24 protein-coding genes are annotated in these 17474 nt (G+C 68.9%); 8 read left to right on the top strand and 16 right to left on the bottom strand.

What is annotated here, in order from left to right; genetic code table 11:
• Nucleotides 1-262: 262 nt before the first annotated feature.
• The 3 genes from MFF56_RS25835 to MFF56_RS25825 are packed head-to-tail and all read right to left on the bottom strand — an operon-like array spanning nucleotide 263 to nucleotide 1059.
• Nucleotides 263-547, bottom strand: a complete 285-nt coding sequence (locus tag MFF56_RS25835) for a hypothetical protein (protein ID WP_238231683.1) — start codon at nucleotides 545-547, stop codon at nucleotides 263-265.
• On the bottom strand, nucleotides 540-791 hold the full coding sequence (locus tag MFF56_RS25830) for a hypothetical protein (protein WP_238231681.1): 252 nt from the start codon (nucleotides 789-791) through the stop codon (nucleotides 540-542). The genes MFF56_RS25835 and MFF56_RS25830 overlap by 8 nt, the downstream gene beginning before the upstream one ends.
• A 16-nt stretch (nucleotides 792-807) precedes the next feature.
• A complete protein-coding gene (locus MFF56_RS25825) occupies nucleotides 808-1059 on the bottom strand; it encodes a DUF6894 family protein (protein ID WP_373324176.1) in 252 nt (83 codons plus the stop codon).
• 122 nt (nucleotides 1060-1181) lie between these two features.
• Between MFF56_RS25825 and MFF56_RS25820 the strand changes: the two genes are divergently transcribed.
• Genes MFF56_RS25820 through MFF56_RS32170 form a run of 4 tightly spaced genes read left to right on the top strand, consistent with a single transcriptional unit; the run spans nucleotide 1182 to nucleotide 3434 of the window.
• Nucleotides 1182-1403, top strand: a complete 222-nt coding sequence (locus MFF56_RS25820; protein ID WP_238231676.1) for a hypothetical protein — start codon at nucleotides 1182-1184, stop codon at nucleotides 1401-1403.
• Nucleotides 1400-1855 (top strand): LexA family protein, encoded by a 456-nt coding sequence (locus MFF56_RS25815; RefSeq protein WP_238231674.1) that lies wholly within the window; start codon nucleotides 1400-1402, stop codon nucleotides 1853-1855. The genes MFF56_RS25820 and MFF56_RS25815 overlap by 4 nt, the downstream gene beginning before the upstream one ends.
• The gene (locus tag MFF56_RS25810; protein WP_238231673.1) at nucleotides 1852-3141 is read left to right on the top strand and encodes a Y-family DNA polymerase; all 1290 of its coding nucleotides are present in this window, start codon (nucleotides 1852-1854) and stop codon (nucleotides 3139-3141) included. Before MFF56_RS25815 ends, MFF56_RS25810 begins: the two co-directional genes overlap by 4 nt.
• Nucleotides 3066-3434, top strand: a complete 369-nt coding sequence (locus MFF56_RS32170) for a DUF4113 domain-containing protein (RefSeq protein WP_283207445.1) — start codon at nucleotides 3066-3068, stop codon at nucleotides 3432-3434. Before MFF56_RS25810 ends, MFF56_RS32170 begins: the two co-directional genes overlap by 76 nt.
• On the opposite strand, the gene MFF56_RS25800 is transcribed toward MFF56_RS32170, so the two are convergent.
• From MFF56_RS25800 to MFF56_RS25785, 4 genes are all read right to left on the bottom strand, one after another.
• On the bottom strand, nucleotides 3379-4281 hold the full coding sequence (locus MFF56_RS25800) for a hypothetical protein (RefSeq protein ID WP_238231670.1): 903 nt from the start codon (nucleotides 4279-4281) through the stop codon (nucleotides 3379-3381). The two genes, MFF56_RS32170 and MFF56_RS25800, sit on opposite strands and share 56 nt — an antisense overlap.
• 345 nt (nucleotides 4282-4626) lie before the next feature.
• Nucleotides 4627-5202, bottom strand: coding sequence for a DUF4291 family protein (locus MFF56_RS25795; RefSeq protein ID WP_238231667.1), 576 nt, complete (start codon nucleotides 5200-5202; stop codon nucleotides 4627-4629).
• A 475-nt stretch (nucleotides 5203-5677) separates the two neighbouring features.
• Nucleotides 5678-5992, bottom strand: coding sequence for a hypothetical protein (locus tag MFF56_RS25790; RefSeq protein ID WP_238231665.1), 315 nt, complete (start codon nucleotides 5990-5992; stop codon nucleotides 5678-5680).
• A gap of 449 nt (nucleotides 5993-6441) precedes the next feature.
• A complete protein-coding gene (locus tag MFF56_RS25785) occupies nucleotides 6442-7041 on the bottom strand; it encodes a hypothetical protein (protein ID WP_238231663.1) in 600 nt (199 codons plus the stop codon).
• Nucleotides 7042-7287: 246 nt separating this feature from the next.
• On the opposite strand from MFF56_RS25785, the gene MFF56_RS25780 reads away from it, so the two are divergent.
• On the top strand, nucleotides 7288-8382 hold the full coding sequence (locus tag MFF56_RS25780; protein ID WP_238231661.1) for an HD-GYP domain-containing protein: 1095 nt from the start codon (nucleotides 7288-7290) through the stop codon (nucleotides 8380-8382).
• 254 nt (nucleotides 8383-8636) lie between these two features.
• Here the strand turns inward: MFF56_RS25780 and MFF56_RS25775 are convergent, their stop codons facing one another.
• The 3 genes from MFF56_RS25775 to MFF56_RS25765 form a co-directional block, all read right to left on the bottom strand.
• Nucleotides 8637-9101 (bottom strand): hypothetical protein, encoded by a 465-nt coding sequence (locus MFF56_RS25775; RefSeq protein WP_238231659.1) that lies wholly within the window; start codon nucleotides 9099-9101, stop codon nucleotides 8637-8639.
• Nucleotides 9102-9459: 358 nt separating this feature from the next.
• Entirely contained in the window at nucleotides 9460-9855 is a 396-nt protein-coding gene (locus MFF56_RS25770) for a hypothetical protein (RefSeq protein ID WP_238231657.1), read from the bottom strand.
• A 58-nt stretch (nucleotides 9856-9913) separates the two neighbouring features.
• Nucleotides 9914-10219 carry a hypothetical protein gene (locus MFF56_RS25765; RefSeq protein WP_238231654.1) on the bottom strand — a complete coding sequence of 102 codons (306 nt, stop codon included), beginning with the start codon at nucleotides 10217-10219 and terminating at the stop codon, nucleotides 9914-9916.
• Between the two features lie 245 nt (nucleotides 10220-10464).
• Here MFF56_RS25765 and MFF56_RS25760 point away from each other — a divergent pair, with 245 nt between their 5' ends.
• Nucleotides 10465-11553, top strand: coding sequence for an HNH endonuclease domain-containing protein (locus tag MFF56_RS25760; protein ID WP_238231651.1), 1089 nt, complete (start codon nucleotides 10465-10467; stop codon nucleotides 11551-11553).
• A gap of 33 nt (nucleotides 11554-11586) precedes the next feature.
• Here the strand turns inward: MFF56_RS25760 and MFF56_RS25755 are convergent, their stop codons facing one another.
• The 4 genes from MFF56_RS25755 to MFF56_RS25740 all read right to left on the bottom strand — a co-directional run bounded on the left by MFF56_RS25755 (nucleotide 11587) and on the right by MFF56_RS25740 (nucleotide 13442).
• Nucleotides 11587-11919, bottom strand: a complete 333-nt coding sequence (locus tag MFF56_RS25755) for a hypothetical protein (protein ID WP_238231649.1) — start codon at nucleotides 11917-11919, stop codon at nucleotides 11587-11589.
• A 98-nt stretch (nucleotides 11920-12017) separates the two neighbouring features.
• On the bottom strand, nucleotides 12018-12176 hold the full coding sequence (locus tag MFF56_RS25750) for a hypothetical protein (protein ID WP_238231646.1): 159 nt from the start codon (nucleotides 12174-12176) through the stop codon (nucleotides 12018-12020).
• Nucleotides 12177-12326: 150 nt separating this feature from the next.
• A complete protein-coding gene (locus tag MFF56_RS25745) occupies nucleotides 12327-12995 on the bottom strand; it encodes a hypothetical protein (protein ID WP_238231644.1) in 669 nt (222 codons plus the stop codon).
• A 12-nt stretch (nucleotides 12996-13007) separates the two neighbouring features.
• A complete protein-coding gene (locus MFF56_RS25740; protein WP_238231642.1) occupies nucleotides 13008-13442 on the bottom strand; it encodes a hypothetical protein in 435 nt (144 codons plus the stop codon).
• 170 nt (nucleotides 13443-13612) lie between these two features.
• Between MFF56_RS25740 and MFF56_RS25735 the strand changes: the two genes are divergently transcribed.
• Nucleotides 13613-15550, top strand: coding sequence for a hypothetical protein (locus MFF56_RS25735; RefSeq protein ID WP_238231639.1), 1938 nt, complete (start codon nucleotides 13613-13615; stop codon nucleotides 15548-15550).
• Nucleotides 15547-15816 (top strand): hypothetical protein, encoded by a 270-nt coding sequence (locus MFF56_RS25730; protein ID WP_238231637.1) that lies wholly within the window; start codon nucleotides 15547-15549, stop codon nucleotides 15814-15816. Before MFF56_RS25735 ends, MFF56_RS25730 begins: the two co-directional genes overlap by 4 nt.
• Here the strand turns inward: MFF56_RS25730 and MFF56_RS25725 are convergent.
• On the bottom strand, nucleotides 15813-16535 hold the full coding sequence (locus MFF56_RS25725) for a hypothetical protein (RefSeq protein WP_238231685.1): 723 nt from the start codon (nucleotides 16533-16535) through the stop codon (nucleotides 15813-15815). The two genes, MFF56_RS25730 and MFF56_RS25725, sit on opposite strands and share 4 nt — an antisense overlap.
• 5 nt (nucleotides 16536-16540) lie before the next feature.
• The gene (locus MFF56_RS25720) at nucleotides 16541-17263 is read right to left on the bottom strand and encodes a hypothetical protein (RefSeq protein WP_238231635.1); all 723 of its coding nucleotides are present in this window, start codon (nucleotides 17261-17263) and stop codon (nucleotides 16541-16543) included.
• Nucleotides 17264-17474: the final 211 nt, after the last annotated feature.

Below are 17474 nucleotides of genomic sequence, written 5' to 3'. Positions count from 1 at the left end.
GGAGCGCCTCCGCCACCGGCCGGCTTCAGATCGGAACGGTGGCCGGCTTCGCCTCGGAATGACGGCCGGCTTCAAATCGGAATCCCCGGCCGGCTTCGTCGGAATACGCAGTGGTCCTGGCTTGGCCCGCCACTGCCGGCATCGCGCGGCGCTGCCTCGACCGCCTCGCGCGCCTGACGGACATGGAATGCGGAACGGCGCTATGGCCGGTTCTCCTCCGTCTACGCGGATCATAGCCATCACATCGTGGCGGCCGGGCTTCCTAACTCTGGCGGCCCGGTAGTTCGGCCGGACGTCCGCCGGTACGCGCGCGCTGCCGCTGGCTGGAGACGTCGGCTACAGCATCAGCCCGCGCCTCCGCCTCGGCCGCGAGCCGTCGGATCATCGTCCCAAGACGGGCGAGCCTCGTCCTCCGCTCACGGTAGGTCGGCGCATCGTAGTCCGAGCGCCATGCGGCCAGCGCCTCTTCAAGCGTGCGGCCATGCAGATAGCCCGCGGCGAGCGCGCGCCGCCCTTCATCCGGCTCCGCCACGACGCGCTCAGCCATGCAGGCTCTCGGCGAAGTCGTCCGGCACCTCGCCGAACTGACCGAGGATGGTCGCACTCTCCAGCTCCCCCGTTTCGTCGTCGGCCACGATCCGGATCGCGGCGGTGCCGGGCATGCGCGCGGCCATGGCCTCCGCCTTCTTCAGCGCGCCGCTCTCGGTCGAGGCGAGCTCCGGCCGGTCGGGTTTCAAGCGCTTCCGGTGGATGCTGAAGGTCTGCACCATGAAACTCGTCTTCAGGGCCATGTTCGGATCTCTTCTCTCAGGCCGCCCGCAGGGTCGGCGCGTCCGCGTCGTCGAAGGGCAGCGTCAGCACGTGGCGGCCGGAGGCGTCGTGCACGTCGACGATCCAGGCCGACCAGTCGAGGCGACCCGCGACCCGCTCCATGATGGCATGTGCGGCGCGTGCGGCCTCCGCCCGTAGGTCGTCGCGCGCTCGTAGGTACCGGCCACGGGGATCGAGCACCGCGTGCTCGCCGTCGGTGCAATGGAATCGGTAAGTGCCCGGCCGCATTCGTCTTCCGCCTTGCTGTCCACAGACGCTCACAACCCGCGCGAAAACCCGATGCGCCAGGATTGTGCCGTCGCCGTCCGCCGTGTTTGTTCCCTATGCGTTCTAGCAGGTGAGAAGCGCGGATGCATCGGCAGGCTGTGGATGAGCGGATTCCCGAGGCCGTGCGCATAGCCGAGGTCTACCTGCGCGCGACGGGCGGCGATGCGTGGGCGGCGCTCGTCCATGCGGAAGCGGGCGCTCTCTACGACCTCGACGAGGCCGAACGACGGAGACTGCGCCGGGATCGACTGATCTCGTGCGGCTACGTGCGCGGCGGCGGTTTCACGCCGGACGAGCGCCCATGAGCCTGCACCGGGTCGCGGAACTGCCAGAGGGCGGCCTTTCGACGGTGCGCGTGCCGTTGCTGGGGCAGCGTCTCTGCGCGGGTTTTCCCTCCCCCGCCGACGACTTCCTGGAGGGCGCGCTGGAGCTGCCGCGCTGGCTGGTGCCGAACCCGCCCGCGACCTTCCTCTGGCAGATCAGCGGCGAGTCGATGCGCGGCGCCGGCATCTTCGACCGGGATCTCGCCTGCGTCGATCGCAGCCTGAAGGCCGGGCACGACTGCGTGGTGGTGGCCGTCGTCAACGGGCAGATGTCGATCAAGCGGCTCGTCATCGAGGGCAACCGCGCGCGGCTCGCCTTCGACAATCCGGACCTGCCGGCCTTCGCGGTCGAGGATCTCGAGGAGGCCGCGATCTGGGGCGTGGTGCGCTTCACGATCCGCTGGCACCTCGTCCGCGGGCAGTTCGGCCGATGAGCCGGGCGCTCGCGCTGATCGACGGCAACAGCTTCTACTGCTCGTGCGAGCGTGTGTTCGATCCGAAGCTCGCGGGCGTGCCGGTCATCGTGCTCTCGAACAACGACGGCTGCGCCATCGCCCGCACGGCCGAGGCGAAGGCGCTCGGGATCAAGATGGGCGACCCGTTCTTCAAGATCCGGGAGATGTGCCGCAGCCAGGGCGTGCGGGTGTTCTCCTCGAACTACACCCTCTACGGCGACATGAGCGCCCGCACGAACGCGGTCTACCGGGACTTCTCGCCGAAGGTGGAGATCTACTCGATCGACGAGAGCTTCCTCGACCTTTCGGACGTGCAAGCGGACCGGCGCGTCGAGCTCGCCCGGGACCTGCGCGCTACCGTGCGCGCTTGGACCGGCATCCCGACCTGCGTCGGCATCGGCCCGACCAAGACGCTCGCCAAGCTCGCCAACCACATCGCCAAGACGGTGCCGGACCTCGACGGCGTCTGCGACCTGACAGACCCGGTGGCCTACGACCACTGGCTCTGCCGCATCTCGGTGGCGGAGGTCTGGGGCATCGGCCGCGCCTCGCTCGCGAAGCTCGAGGCGCTCGGCGTCGACACCGTGGCGGACCTACGCGACCTCGACCCACGACCGGTGCGCAAGGCGATGACGGTGGTGGGCGAGCGCATCATCCACGAGCTGCGTGGGCTGGCCTGCCTGCCGCTGGAGCTGATGCCGGCCCAGCGCAAGGGCTGCGCGGTCACCCGATCGTTCTCCCGCCGGATCACCGACCGGGCCGAGCTGGAGCAGGCGGTCTCGGCGCACGCGACGCGGCTCGGCGAGAAGCTGCGCCGCGGTGGGCTCGCCACCAACCACGTCAGCGTCTTCTACCACACCAGCGAGCACGACCGGGGCGATCCGATGCGATCGGTGTCCACCACAGTGACGCTGCCGGAGGCGACGAGCGACACGCTGGCGCTGATCAAGGCGGCTCTGCTCGGCGTCGCCAAGACCTGGCGCGAGTCGGGCGAGCGGCCATGGCGCTACAGCAAGGCCGGCGTGATCACCACCGACCTGATGCGGATGGAGGACAGCCCGCGGGCGCTGATCGGGCAGATGGACCGGGAGCGCTCCGGTCCGCTGATGGCGGCGATCGACGCCTGCAATGCGCGCTGGGGCGCGGGCGCCGTCGTGCCGGCCCGCGCCGGCGTGTTGGAGAAGCGGGACTGGAACACGAAGTTCGAGATGCGCACGCCGCGCTACACCACGCAGGTCAGCGAACTGCCGGTCGCGGTGGCCTGAGGCTGCGTGACGGCCAGCCGAACACCTGCCGGAACGGTCCGGCGAGGAAGACGGTCCAACAAGCCGAAGCGGAAGCCATCGACGCGTGCAACCAAAGCTTCGGTCGGGGAGCGGTGATGTCGGCCGCGGCCACCCTCGAGCGGGACCGAACTTGGTCGACGAATTCCGAGATGCGCTCGCCGCGCCACACGACGCGCCTCGACGATCTGCCGGCAGTCGCGGCCCGTCGAGGGCCCGTCACTTCGGCTGGCAGACCGCCTTGCGGAACGGCGCATAGGCGGGCTTCCGCTTGACTTTGCAGGACTGCTCGCAAGCCGCCTCGAAGTCCTGGCGGCGGAAGTTCGGGTCGTCCGCGGCCATCATGTTCACCGGCCGCTGCGACGCCATGCTGATCTGCATGTCGTCGTAGCGGCAGACGGTCTGTCGGGCATCGGCGCATTCGGTCAGGACGTCGTTGTAGAGGAAGTCGCAATCCTGGGCCTTGAGCCCCGTCTTAGGCGCGGCCGTCCGGGTCACGTCCAAGCGGCCGTTGGCGTAGACGGCTCGCACCTCCCGCCCCTGGTCGAGGCCTAGCTCGAACGAGATCCGGTCCTGCGCCACGCGGTACTCGAACTGGCCGCTGCCGACGGGGAGGTCGGCCTCGAAGATGCGGCCCCTGGGCCCGATCGACACGAGGCCGAAGCCGTCGGGCGTGCCGGAGCCCCCGGGGTTCGTGGAGTAGACGAGTACCGTATCCGCCCCGAAGTCCAGGGCGACGACCGCGCGGATGCCGAGGTAGACGCCGGAGAATTCCCGGATGAGGTTGTCGTTGTAGCGGATGGTCGACTTCGTGCCCTCGGGATCGCCGGTCACGATCCGCAGCATGCCGCCCCCGACGGCGATCACGGTCGTACCCTCCCCCTCCTTGACGGACTCCTCGGCCGCCTTGGCCGGCGCGACGGGAGCCGGCGCCGGCGTTGCCGGCGCGGTGTTGCGAAACTGCGCGGCCGACCGGTCGTGCTCGCGCCGCATCATGCAGTTGAGCGTCGCCCCGACGTCCTGGCCGGGAACGGAGCAGGCCCGGACGTCGGCGTCGGCGAGCACCGGGTCCTGTGCCCTGCGGCGGGTCAGATAGTCCAGCGCGCGATCGACTTCGCCCACTTGGGCGCCGCGGCTCGGTGCTGTGCCGAGCGGAGAGGTGCGGCCGCCTTGGCATCTCGCGACGCCCTCGGCCGCGCAGTACTCCGAAGCGGAAAGGCCGCCGCGACCCGATGCCGGCCGCGTGCTCTCGATCGCGTAGCAGGACCTCGCGTGATCGCCTGCGCAATCCGCGCGAGCGATCGTTGGGCCTGCGAGGACGGGCATCAGGCAGGCCGCGGCAAGGATCTTGTGCATCGCACAACCCTACATCGTCCGTTGCCGCGAAGCACCTGTCAGAGTTGGCAGGTCGGCTCCCGTCCCGATCGCTCCCGGCCGGGGGCGGACAGTCCCGTGGTCGGGACGACATCAGACCCCGAGGTTCGCCCGGGCTTCGACCGATAGGGGATACTCGACTTCCATGCGCCGGGGCGCCACGTCCCGCTCGAAGAGGTACGCCTCCTCCGATTCCCGGACCTCGTCGGTGATGTCCCGGATCCGCGTGATGCCGGACTCGGCATACCGACGCAGCATCTTCCCACGCAATCCGAACTGGAGGGTCCGGTGTCCGGTCCGCCGCAGCAGGTGGTCGCGGTCCGGATCCCATTGGAGAACGACGTCGGCAACGGACAAGGCTGCCCGCCATGCCGGCTTGTCCGCGATGCGGCTCTGCTCGAAGGACGAGAAGGCGCCTCTGGTGAGCACCTCGTCGATGAACGCATGGGTGGTCGCGATCTCGAGGACGCGTTCCTGGCGGGACTTGCGGGCGAAGCCGGACCGGTAGACCATCCAGCCGTAGGACAGCTTCGGCCACGACATCCGGTCGAAGGCGAAGCCGCATCCCCTCACGAACGTCTGGTTCCGCACTGCATGGCGCGCGGTAGCCTCGGCGAATGCCTGATAGACGTAGACGCCGTCCCGATCGTAGTTCGCCCTGACCGACATTCTTGGCCGTTGCATCCACCGGATGGCGCATTCTCGTCCGCTGCGCTCACGCGGCAAGGTCTGGATTCGGCCTCGAGGAACGTTTGCCCCGGGCGATTCGCGGGCTAGGCGAACCCCGACGGCGAGATTCGACGAGGATCGTCGACGGGTCCATTCGGGCGGCAACCGCGCCGCCGTCCCTCTCCTACCGCGGAGGGCCGGCGCGTCCACGGAGGGAGGCTAGGTCGTCGCGGAACTGGACAGCTGTCCAGTCGCGTCCGTGCGGGACCGAGCCGACGCACTGCCTTGGCTTCCGGTCCGGACCTAGGCGATCTGTCCCCGCAGTCGGGTGGCCTACAGGCCCACGGATCGTCGAGCCCAATCACGATGCCCACGCCGTAGTGGCCGCCGCGAACCGTCTTCGGCCGAACCGTCCCGACGGCGTCGCCAGGTCCTGCGGTTCACTGCGCTCGAAGCGAAGCCGCCCGAGTTCGCTTCAGTGGCAGCGCGTCAGATCGAACGTGTCGCCGGATGCAGGCGAATGCCACGTCATGGTCGCAGGCTTCACGTTCATGAGGACGAAGGCGTAGCGGTCGGCGAGCTCGATGCGCCACCAACCTCCGCTGCGCTCGACCTTGACGACCCTTTTCGGCGTTGCGCCCGGTGCGACGTAGGTTCTGCCCGAGATCGCGAACGGCAGCGAACAGCTGGCTGGTCCTCCGCTCCATTTGCCGTCGATCGGGCGGCCGGCGGCACTGGCTGGGAGGGCTGCCAGTTGTGCGACGAGCAGAAAGGAGGAGAGCACCTTCATTATCGGATCCGCTCCGGCGATGGCGGCCCATCCTAACCCGGACGGAGCCGATCCGCACAGGCCTGCAAGGAGCGCATAAGTCTCGCTGCAAGGAAGGAATGAAACATTTGCGCCACACGCTGGTCGAATGAGGCTCTAACGAAGCAATGATACTGGCCCAGCTCGCTGTGATGCGTCATCCATGCCTAGCGGGATCGCGATGGCGTCGCAGTCCCGCAGCCCTCTTGGGCGTTTCCTCCCTTGACTTCAGGCCGCCGCAAGGCGGCCTTTTTCTTTACGGCTGTGCCGATTGGCCCTTTCGCGATGGGCCGCACCTCGTCGCTCGCGTGTGCAGACCACCTGGGGAAGGCATGCCGACATCGGACGGGCACGCCGGGAGCGGCCGCGTTTCGGCCGCTCGAGGTTCGGCCCAGGTCGGGGATGCTCTCGCGGAGCCGAGCCGCGGGATCCTACTGGGCTCTCGCCTCAAGCCGCCTAGCTTTGGGCGGCATGCCGGCGGCGACCTGGGCCTCCGAAAATCCGAAGGGGGTCCCGGCTCCCTGCACGGATCCGGCAGCCAACTGCCTGCGGATCTGTCCCGCGTAGTCGGAGAAGGAGGCCGTGACCACGGAGGCGCTCAGGAACTCCACTTCCGAGGAGGGAGCCGCGTAGTCGACGGCCCGGGCGGCTCCGGCGGCGGAGGCGAGGTCGCCGACGCTGTCATACCACGTGGCGCTCGGAACGAGGCGCTCCCCGGCGGCGCGGGTGCTCAGCTCCGTTCCGCAGGATCTCGGGACGTCGACCGCCAAGGCGGCTCCGTCTTTCGTCTCGGCCACGGCCAACCAGGGATAGGGGGCCGTTGCGGAATCCGCGGCGGTCACCGAACCGCCCTTCGTCACGTAGGCTTTCAGGGTCTGCTGACAGGGTACGACGACGTCGAACGTGAGTGGCGCTCCGGTCCTCTTGACGATGTAGGCGGCCTCGAATCGGAAGAAGGAGCCGCCGGACCGCAGCACGGTGCCGTCGGCGTCGCGTCGGTCTCCAGGAAGAAGGGCGAACGCTCCGGCCATGGCGGCCGCAGCCAGCAGAACCAGCGGGAGGCGCCTGGGCTTCGGGAGGGCGATGGATGAAGGAGAGGTCGACATGGCGGCGAAGATCCTCCGAATGCGTCGTTCCTTCAACCCCCCGAATGAGGAGGTTCGCTCCTTTGGGACGGACGGCCGAACGCGAGCGCACGTCGCCGGCCGTTAATCGCCTTTCAAGGCTTGGAGGCGCGTTCTGCCCCGGACGTGGCGGACAGGGGAATCGCTCGGGGGATGGCAGTGGAAGTCCTCGTCATATCGGACCGGCCCAGCCATGGCGAAGCCTTCGCGGCGGCGGCCGGCCGCCATTTCGAATCCGTCGTCCACGCGCCCGGGGACGAGGTCGCCGACGTCGACGGCGTCTTCGCCATCGTCGCCGACGTCGGCTTCGAGGTGCCGACCGCCGCGATATACCTGCGCAGCCTCAAGGCGAGGTGCATGGCGGGAACGCAGATGCTCGTCGTGATGCGTGCCGAGGACCGTCTGAGCCGGATCCAGGCGCAGGCGATCGGGGGCAACGTTTTCTTCCGCGTCGACGTCGAGGCTTCGGCCGTCGCCGCCCGTCTCCTGCAGCTGTCCGTTGTAAGGCCCGACCGGCTCGACGGCCGGCTGCGGGCGGCGGTGCTGGGCGCACAGAGCGCCTGCGCAGCCCTCACGAACATCTTCGAGGCCGCGCAGGCGGACCGGGCCATCGACGCCCGGATGGTCGAGGCCGGGACCCGGCTCGTGCTGGAGGCGATCGAGCAGGGCGGCATCTCCAACTGGCTGGATGCGGTCAGAGCGTACGATGACCGCGTGTACCAGCACTCGCTGATGGTCGGCGGCCTTGCGGCCGCCTTCTCGTCGACGCTCGGATTTGCGGCGGACGATCGTCTGCGCTTCGTGCGTGCCGCCCTGGTGCACGACGTCGGCAAGGCGAAGATCCCCGTCTCCATCCTGAAGAAGCCTGGACGCCTCGAGCCCCACGAGGCGGCGATCGTGCGCACGCATCCGAGATTGGGTCGCGCCATGCTGGAGGATTCCGGCGTCACGGACCCGGCCATGCTGGAGGTGGCTCTTCATCATCACGAGCTGCTCGACGGATCGGGCTACCCGGACGGCCTCAAGGGCGATCAGATCGGCGACTTCGTCAGGCTCGCCACCGTGTGCGACATCTTCGCGGCGCTGGTCTGCCCCCGGCCGCCTCGACAGGCGTTCTCCGTGTCCGAGGCGCTGGAGATCATCGAGCGCGAAGCCGCGGCCGGCAAGCTGGAGCCGGCGATCGTCTTGATGTTCGGCAGGACCTTCGCGGCCGAGCCGTCGCTTACGGGGCCGAAGCCGGGCATTTGACGCCTCGCCGGATGGACGGGCGATGCCACCCTCGCTCGGCCGAGGCCGTCGACGGCTGCGGTGCGTGGGTTCCAGGGCCAAAGGAGGGGAGCTTCGCCCCGCAGGTGAGTGGGTTCCAGGGCCAAAGGAGGGGAGCTTCGCCCCGCAGGTGAGCGGCTTCCGGCCAAAAGAGGGGAGCTCGCCCCGTAAAATGAGCAAAGCTCCCTTGCACTGAGGGGAGCTTCGGCCTGCGCCGTCATTCGCCGCCATGGGCCTCATGGCGCTCGGGGCGACTGTCCCGGCGCGTCCTCGACGGGGTCGGGCACCAGAGACGCGTACCACTCCCGAGCCCGATCCGTGGGCTTGAGCGTGATGCCCGCGAAGCGCTGAGCCCTCGCGGTCGCCAAGCCGTAGGCGAGGAGCTTGATGACCGGGGGATAGGCCAGATCCGAGCCGGCGGACCGGCCTTCGACGACGTCGAGGAGAAGGTCGTGCTGCGCATCGGTGAGCTTGGGCAGCGTCTCGGGCAGGAGGGCGGCGACGGCTTCCCGGCCCTTCTCGTTCAGCCGAAGCTTGCCGTCGTCCCTTTCCAGCCAGCCCGCCTCCTGCATGGCGAGCACATGCCGCCTGGGACCGGGGGTGAGACGGGTCTCGTCCACGCCTCGGTCGCCTCCCTCCGGCCACAGGCCCAGGGCGAACCCGCGCATGTCCAGATCCTGGCTCTTCACGGCTTTCGGCATGCTGCTTTCCTTCGCTCCGACGAGACTGACCGATCTGCGGGAAAGATGCATCAGGATATGCGAGGCCCGTCAGACCTCGGCGGCCGCGCGGACGCGGCGGCGGAGTTCGCCACACCCGGCATCGAGGCACTCGTTGGCCGGCAGGTGGGAGAAGGCCTTCCAGAACTCGCGACGCGCGTCCACCCCCGGTCCGATGCCGGCAAGCCGCTCGAGGGCTCCGATGGAACCGGCCTTCCGAAGTGCGATCTCGACCGGAGCCTCGGCCGGAGGCGGGGGTCGACGGCGTTCGGCAGCCTGCGCTCGGCGTAGGGCGATCCTCTCTCGCAGCCGCATCCGCTTGGGCATATCCGAATCTCCTTCAGGCTGCCTTGGGCAGAGGAACCAACCCCTGGCTGTCGTCGACGACAGTTCCTTCGGGGCCATCCCGGACGATCCGAAGCTCGACCTTCTCGAGGACGGTCAGCCGATCCTCGGCCCGCGCCAACGCGACGAGATGGCGGATCCCGCTCTCCCGGATGCGTGCGTAGCCCATGGACGCGCGGCCGGCCCGCCGGCGGCCTCCGAGACGCGGGATCACCGACCAGCCGGCTCCGCCGTTCCACGGCACCAGCCGGCCGATATCGACGGGCCGCGCCGGATCGCGATCGACGAACCAGCTCACGGAGATCTCGACCCGGCGTTCGGATCGCCGGTGCGACGGTCGGCGAACCCAGCCGTAGGTCTCGCCATCGATCACCATGGTGTTCTTCGGCATGATGCTCCCTGGGGGTGGTCGAGAGGGTATGCGTGGACGGCCGAACGCGCGGGGACGGTCAGCCGAACGTCCCGGGCTCGACCTTGTGGGCGTAGGGCTTCAATTCGGGATGCCGGCGAAGGCAATCGGTTCCGAGTGGAAGGAACGCGAGATCGCCGTCGTCGGGAACATAGCGGTCCTCGTCCCCGACATGGAGAGCCGCGCCGCCGCCGTCGACGACGTGGCACATGAACTTGGGTTCGGGGATGGGCAGGTCGCACACCACGCAGCCGTAGGCGCTGCCGCTCCGCCTGCGACGGGCTTCGACGAACTTCTTCGGAAGATCCCGCTTCGGGATGTCGATCTTGCGCAGCTCGTCGGACATGCGGTCGTCGTTCCTTGCGTCGAGGCCAGGATGCCCGGCAACCTTCAATTCGAGATCAACGCGATGCATCGATGTTTAACGATCCAGGAGCTTCCACTCCTTCCGGCATCGTGAACGCCGGATCGGGGCCGGCTCAACCGATCCAGCGGGATCCGACCGAGGGCCCGACGCCTCCCGCAGCCGTGCTTTCTTTGACTCGCCGAAAGGCGGCCGATACGGTCGCGGGGACCGCCGAGTTCGTCACGATGAAGACCGCATTACCTCGCCACGAAGGCCTTGAGGTCGAGCGCTTGGCGGGCGTCTTCCGTAACACGACGCAGGCCTACAAGCACCTCTTCCTGCGCGCCATCCTGGCATGCCTCGCGAAAGGGGCCGGGGACGGCATCCAGTACGCCGACCTCCTGCCGGAGATGGCGGAAGCGGCATGGTGGCCCGCGCGCCGGTACCGGCTGTCGATCGGCAATCTCGGGGTGAACGACCAGATCACGCGCCTCCTGGACGCGATCGGCGACGATCCGGACGAGGTGTTCACCGTGCGGCGGGTCCGGGAGGTCGCCCACGCGCAGCTCGGCAGGCAGGTATCGAGGGGGGTGTTGAGATACGTGCCCCAGCGCTTCCTGCAGCCCTGGCTCCAGGGCGCGTACGGGGACGTCGGTGACGGCCAGTTCGACCGGTTCGTGAAGGACTACAGCCTGCGCCTGATGGATGCCCGCGCGCTTCCCTACGGCATCGCGGCCGCCGGCGACGGCATCCGGCTCAATCCGGTCTGGCGCGACTACATCCTCTCGAACCTGCCGATCGTGACCGGATGGTCGGACTTCGAGTGGCTGTCCTGGGTGCAGGCGCGGAACCCCAACGTCCCGGTGACGATGGAGAAGCTCGGCCCGCCATCCGACCGCGTCTCCCTGGAGCCGCAGCACGCCTTCTTCCGGGCAGCCCTCTCGGTCGCGCCGCCGGTCTGCATCTACACGGGCGGCGCGATCGCGCCGTCGTCCCTGAGCCTCGACCACTTCCTGCCGCGGAGCTTCGTCGGGCACGACCGCATCTGGAACCTCGTGCCGATGGCGAGGGCCGCCAATTCCGGCAAGGGCGCCCGCCTGCCCAGACCCGTCTTCGTCGAGGCCCTGGCCGACCTGCACCATCGGACCATCGTGGCCCTCGACCCGATGGGCTCGAAACGCTGGAGGCGCTTCGGCGAGGAGTATGCCGGCGACCTGAGGATCGAACCCGAGGCCCTGCTCGATCGGGAGCGTCTCGTGGAGGCCTACCGCGGCACGGTCGGGCCGATGCTCGCGATCGCGGCCCGCATGGGGTTCCCGGCCGGGTGGCCGTGAGGCGACGTCCCTCCCTCTCGGCTGCGACGTAGATCAGGGGCCGGGCGTCGCCCGCGCGGCGGGTTCGTAACCGGGAATGTCGTCGACGGCGTCGCTGCGCTCGTGGGCCTGATCCGGGTTCGCCTTGTAGTAGTCGAGGCAGGCCTCGAACCCGTTCGGGACCAGTTCGGCATACTGGGCGCGGTGGTCCCCTGAGAGGATGAAGAACCGCTGCATCTGGCCGAAGATCAGCGCGGTCGTGTCGGAGCTGTAGGTGGCCGTGTCCTGCGAGTTGTAGCTGACGTAGAAGCCGTCGCCTTCGGTCCTGGTGTTCGGCACCGCCAGTTCGAAGGTTCCGCGGTCCGTCCGAAGCTGCTCGTATCTCATCGCGCTTTCCCGCTCCGGGCGACCCCTCGTCGCTCAGGGTTAGCCCAAGCGCATGCAAGCCGCCACGGAGATGCGGCGCCGGCCCGTCTGCGCGTCGATCAGTTGAGGACGCGGATCTCGGGACGAACCCGGACGCGGGCGGGAACCGGGTCGATGACGCCCGAGGCTCCGACCGCGAGGATGCGGAGGCCGGCGATGAGGCCGCCGACGGCGATGGAGCCGCCGATGAAGGCGATGACGACGGAGCCGCTGATCATGATCTCACCCTGGAACTGTTCCAAACAACATCCAGGGCGGTACCTTCGATGTCAACCGCCCCTCCAGGACGCCTCGCATGCGTGGTTCACGAGGTCTTGTCGTTTCACGCATGCGGGCGGCGCCTCGATCGTGACCCGTCGGGTCCGTCGTCATGCCCGCGGACCGTGCGTGGCGGAGGTCCCGTATGCGACCAAGTCCTCGACCGATGGCGTCGGGGCTTCGGGCTTCCACTCCTCTCCGCTCCCGTCGGGGGAGATGCATGCCGAAGGAGCGAGGTGGACGCGGGCGCCCGCAAGTTCGAGCAGACTGCCGACGATGGCCACGCAGCCGTAGTCCGCGCTGGACCACGATCCGGAGAGCAGGACGGCCGGTCGTTCCACGGCCCTGGCCTCCGAAAGCAGCCATGCGGCCGCCTCCTCCAGCTGATCTCCGAAAAGCACCGCGCCGCGCTCGTGCATCTCGTCGATCGCATCCTCGAACCAGTCGACCGTGTTCGAGGTGCCGAAGCCGTAGCTGCTGGAGAAACGGTGGAGGACGACGAAATCCCAGCCGGCCTTCTTCAGGCGCTCGACGTCGTCGGCCATCATTTCCTGACGTTCGGCCGAGTATCCGAGGATCGCCTCGGCCTCCGAATGGCCCGCCACGTCGCTCCTGGTTTGCACGGTGTCGCCCGGATGGATGAGCACGTAGAGCGGCCGAGCCGCGTCGACCTCTCGGAAGGGCTCCACGACCGTGAAGGAATTGGACTCGCCTTGGCAGGCTTCCGCCAGCACCAGGACCTGCGCCCAGATGGCGTCGTCGGTATCGTAGTGGGGCATCGCGCGGCCTCCTCAGGCGTTCGGGACCGGCGCAGGCGCATGCCCCTGAAGGTCGAGGGGCCAGTCCATGTTGGGGCGACAGAACGGGGGCGGCAGCGGCCGGTCGAGGAACGCGGCGGTGCCGTCCCTGAGCTCCTCGAAGGCCACGCCGAGCGCCGAAAGCAGATCCGGGGTCTTCCAGAGGCCGGAGAGCTCGTACGGCTCGAGCGTGCACATGCCTCCCCGCCCGTCGTTGTCGAACAGCGCGGTGACCCGCGGGGTCATCACGATCGAGTAGTAGAAGCAGGAGCGGACGACGCGGGTCTCGGTCGATTCCATGCTCGGGTGTCCCCTCACGAAGAACGGGTCGAGCTCGTCGCCGTTGCAGGCGCGGATCAGCAGGTGTCCCAGGCGATCCATCGCGTCCGGAACCGGCGTTGCGGGGCGCGGGGCTTGCTGCGGGTCCATGAACCGATCCGTTCCTTCGCGGCCAGCCTATCCGTCCTGCGCGGCAAGCGGAAGCGGGCTTCGTCCGTGCGGCGGAAATGCAGCACCGCCGCTCAATCCGGTCCCGAGCCATCGGGCTCGTTGTATCCCGGCGCGGCCGCGTGCTTCATTCCTTCCTGCAAGGAAACGCCATGGCCGACCTATCCCCTTCCGCAGGCTACGTCTCGGGCCTCTACACCGATCTTCGCGGTCGGCTGGTCTTCTACGCCGCGTTCGACGTCGATGGCGGGGTCGTGGTCGCAGCCCTGACGTCGGAAGGCCCCATGCGCACCGTGGGCGATTGGACGCGGCTCGACGGCGTCACCCTCGATGGGATCGGCTCCGTCGGCACGCTCGCCGCGAAGCTCGTCGTCGAAACCGACCTCATGCCTCATGGCCGGCAGAAGCTGCGCGCATCGATCCTCGCCGCCAGGGCGCTGGGCTTCGTCGCATCGGCGCGCGGCCAGGACGTGCTGCCGCCGGAGTTGCGTTGCGAGCGGTGGCGCGTCTTCGAGGATCGAGCCGGTGCCGGCATCTTCGCCGCCTGGTCCGTATCGGTCCCGTCCCTGGCGCCCGACGAGGAGCCCTTCTCGCCCATGCTCGGCGCCATCGACCGCGTCGTCGCCCGGTGGCCGCTGGTCGCACGGGTCCTGGCGGATCGCGCGGCTGCCCTGCCCGTCGAGATCGTGCATGCGACCGATGACGAACTCGCCGGTGCGATCGTCGATGGTCTACTCACGCCTCCGGGACCGGTTCCGTGGGAGCGGGATCGCGCCGTGTCGTTCGTCCGGTCGCTCGAAGGGGTCGCCCTCGACGTCGACATCGCAGACATGGTCGACCTCGCCGGCAGGCTGCCCGTCGAGTTCCATCCGACATGCGTTCACGACCTGCCCGGCTTCGACGGCGCCTCGGCCTTGTTCAACGAGATGAGGATCCGGCTGCTGGCGCCCGAGGACGTGGCGCCGTTGTTCGCCCCGTTCGCATCGGACTGGACGGTGGCGACGCCGAGGGCGGGGCTCGCTTCGTCGGCCGCCGGCGAATTCACCGCCGAGGACGCCTGCGATCTGCTGGAGGCGCACGTCCATGCGATGACGCGCCGCTTCGGCGTTCCCGCATGGCTCGAATTCGTCGTCCCCGACTTCGGCGACATGCCGGCCCGCACGGCGGACAGTCTCGTCTTGAGCGTCGTCCTGGCTCTCGGCGATCCTCCCGGTCCCGCATCCGCGTTCATGGCCGAGCTGTTCCTGCGGGACGTCGACCTTCCTCGCCTTCTCCGCGCGCTGCGTCTGTCGCGTACGGCTCCCTGTCCTCCTTCGACGGTGGCCCACGTGGCCGAGGTCGAACGGAATTTCCGCGATGCGGAGGCGGCGGGCGAGTTCGCAGGCCGGGTCGCGCCCCATCTCCGTGCCGGCGGCGCGCGCCGGATCGGCATCGAACTCGTCGATTCCGGGTTCGGCCACGACATCGATCTCGACGCCATCCGCCGCGAGGTCGGAATCGGCCCAGCGACGACGCGGAGCCGGCCTCGTTCGGCGGCTGGCAGACCGCTCGCGTCGGCCGCCCATCCCATCGGCGTCGCGGCCGGAGGGAGGCAGGTCCATCTCGCGACGCGGCTCCTCGGCAGCGCCGCGGCCGGAGTGCTGCTTGCGTTGGCGATCGCAGGCATGTCGCGGTTCCAGGACGGCACCGCCTCCGTGACAGGGGGCGGTGCGGCGACCCAGGCGCGCGCCTCCGGCAGCGCTTCCACCGACTTTGCGCCCTCATACGGGATCGTCGAACGCCGGGCGGACATGATCCAGGCGGCCAAGCTCAATCCGGCCCCCTGCCCAGGCGATCAGGAACCCGACCGGATCTGCGGCCGGTTCGGCGATCTGACGATCGTCGCCACGGATCGAATCGACGCGCGGCCGCAGATCGCCGGCTACGTCGTCGAGGGGCGCTATCCGGTGGAGGTGTTCGCCTGGAATTCCGGCACATACAGGAAGCCGTCGGCAGCCTGGACGCGCCACCTCCTGCATGCGCTCGACGCCGAGGCCGGCCGGATGCCGACCGGCGTCGGGGCCAGCCCTTTCTCGAGAGGCGGTCGGTGACGCTCCGCATCATCGTCGACGGCGCGGGGCACTATTTCCGCCGCACGGAAGAGTCCGGAGCCATCGTGGTCACCCGCCGCGGCGACGCCGCGAGGCAGCTCGGCAGTCGGCATCCGTTCTGGCGGGCGGTCGACCTGTGGCGCAGCCAGGGCTGCCGCGTCGGACCGGACGGCCTCTGCCTCTGGCAGTACCCGAAGCATCAGCGGGGGCGGGACGCGTCCGCACGGAACGAAGCCTCGACGCGTCCCGCCCCCGCCACCGTCTAACCTTCGAAGAGGATGCGCATCGAGGTCGGACTGACCGTCTCCAGATCCTGATGCCGGACGCGGTACGATTTGCTCTTCTCACGTCCGACGGCGAAGCCCAGGCACGACGTGTCGTAGGCCGAGGCCGGATCGTCGGGGCGTGCGGCATCGAAGTTGTTGCAGAGCAGGAAGGCGAGTTGCCCGAGCTCGCCGGGGGCCGTGGCCTTGCCCCAACTCTCGAGACCGACCGCCCGCGGGTTGCGGACGCGCGTCCAGACGAGGTCGACAAGCCTGCGGTCCAATCGGCGCATGCCGCGGTCGCGCAGCGGATCGAGGAGCGTTTCCGGTCGGCATTGCCAGAAGGGATGGAACTTGACGGTCTGGCGGGGCACGAGATGCGCCGATCCGTCGGGCAGCCTGACCTCGTAGAGGCCGTGCATCGTGCCCTGGCTCAGGAACCGGACGATGGTCGCCGGCTGCCCGTACGGAAGCATCGCGCCGGTCGGTTCGTAGGTGCCGTCGGCACGCGGGCGGCTCGTCGCGGTCTTGGCCCACTCGAACGGCTTGCGGAACGGTCCGGGACCGCCGCGATCCTCGAAGAGCCAGACCTTCATGCCCGACGTCGGGGAGGATTCCACGCGATGCGCATCGACGGGGCGGCATTCCTCGGCACGCGCCGCGACGGATCCGACGAGGGTCGCAGCGAGCGCAAGGACCCGGGCCGCCGCCCGCATGATCATGTTCCTCACGACGCGAACAGGATCTTCATGGACGTCGGACTGATCGTCTCGACCGCGGACGGATCGATCGTGAAGCTCAAGGCCCTGGGTTCCCCCGGGACGTACCCTTGGCAGGTCAGCGCTTCCTCCCAAGGCCTGAAGCGCTTCACGTTCGGCTCGTAGTCGTTGCAGACGGCGAAAGCGATCTTCGAGAGCTTATCCTCCGGTATCCAGCGCCTCGCTCCATCCACCGCGGTCGCCTTGGCGTTCGAGATCCGGACCCAGGCGGACGTCATGTATCTCGCGGGGCCCTCGGCGGGGCCGTTCGGCGGCCTCTTCTCCAACAAGGCGGCGGCCGGACAGCGCCAGAACTCGAACAGGTGGACCGCTTGCGCGTGGACCGCACGCTCGCTTCCGTCCGGCAGCCTGACTTGATAGTGGCCGAGGCCGGCGCCGACCTTCCGCCATTCCACGATCTCCACGGACTGGCCGTACTCGAGGCGGGGCAGCTTCGAGGACTTGACCCAGTTGCCGGGTCCGATCTGCTCGTAGGCGTCGGCCTTGGTCCACTCCGCGGGCGGCTCGAACGCATGCGTGTTCACCGAGTCGAAGATCCAGGCCTTCCGACCGATCCGCGCCTCCCCCGGCATGGCGTTTCCGTCGACGGGTCTGCAGCCATCCTCCGCGCTGGCGGAGTTCGCGGCCAGCATGAGAACGGCTGCGAGGGCGGGCAGGACGTTGCGTGGCATCTCGACTCCTGAGATCGGATCGACGCCACCGTACCCGGGAAGCATGAAGGAGTTGCTCAGGCCCCATGTAGGATTCGATGCATCCGCGTTCGGACACGCGCGGGCTTCCACCTTTCGGCAACCATGCGTCGAAGGAACGGCCCTGTTCGACCCAGCGCTTGCTTTGCCTGAGCTCGATGGCTCAGCGCTCCTTCGGCGCCAGCGCCGGTTC

Source organism: Methylobacterium hispanicum (genome assembly GCF_022179285.1).
In the GTDB taxonomy this organism is placed as follows: domain Bacteria; phylum Pseudomonadota; class Alphaproteobacteria; order Rhizobiales; family Beijerinckiaceae; genus Methylobacterium; species Methylobacterium hispanicum.
Note: the sequence above shows the minus strand (reverse complement) of the source record. Positions and strands in the feature narration are given on the sequence as shown.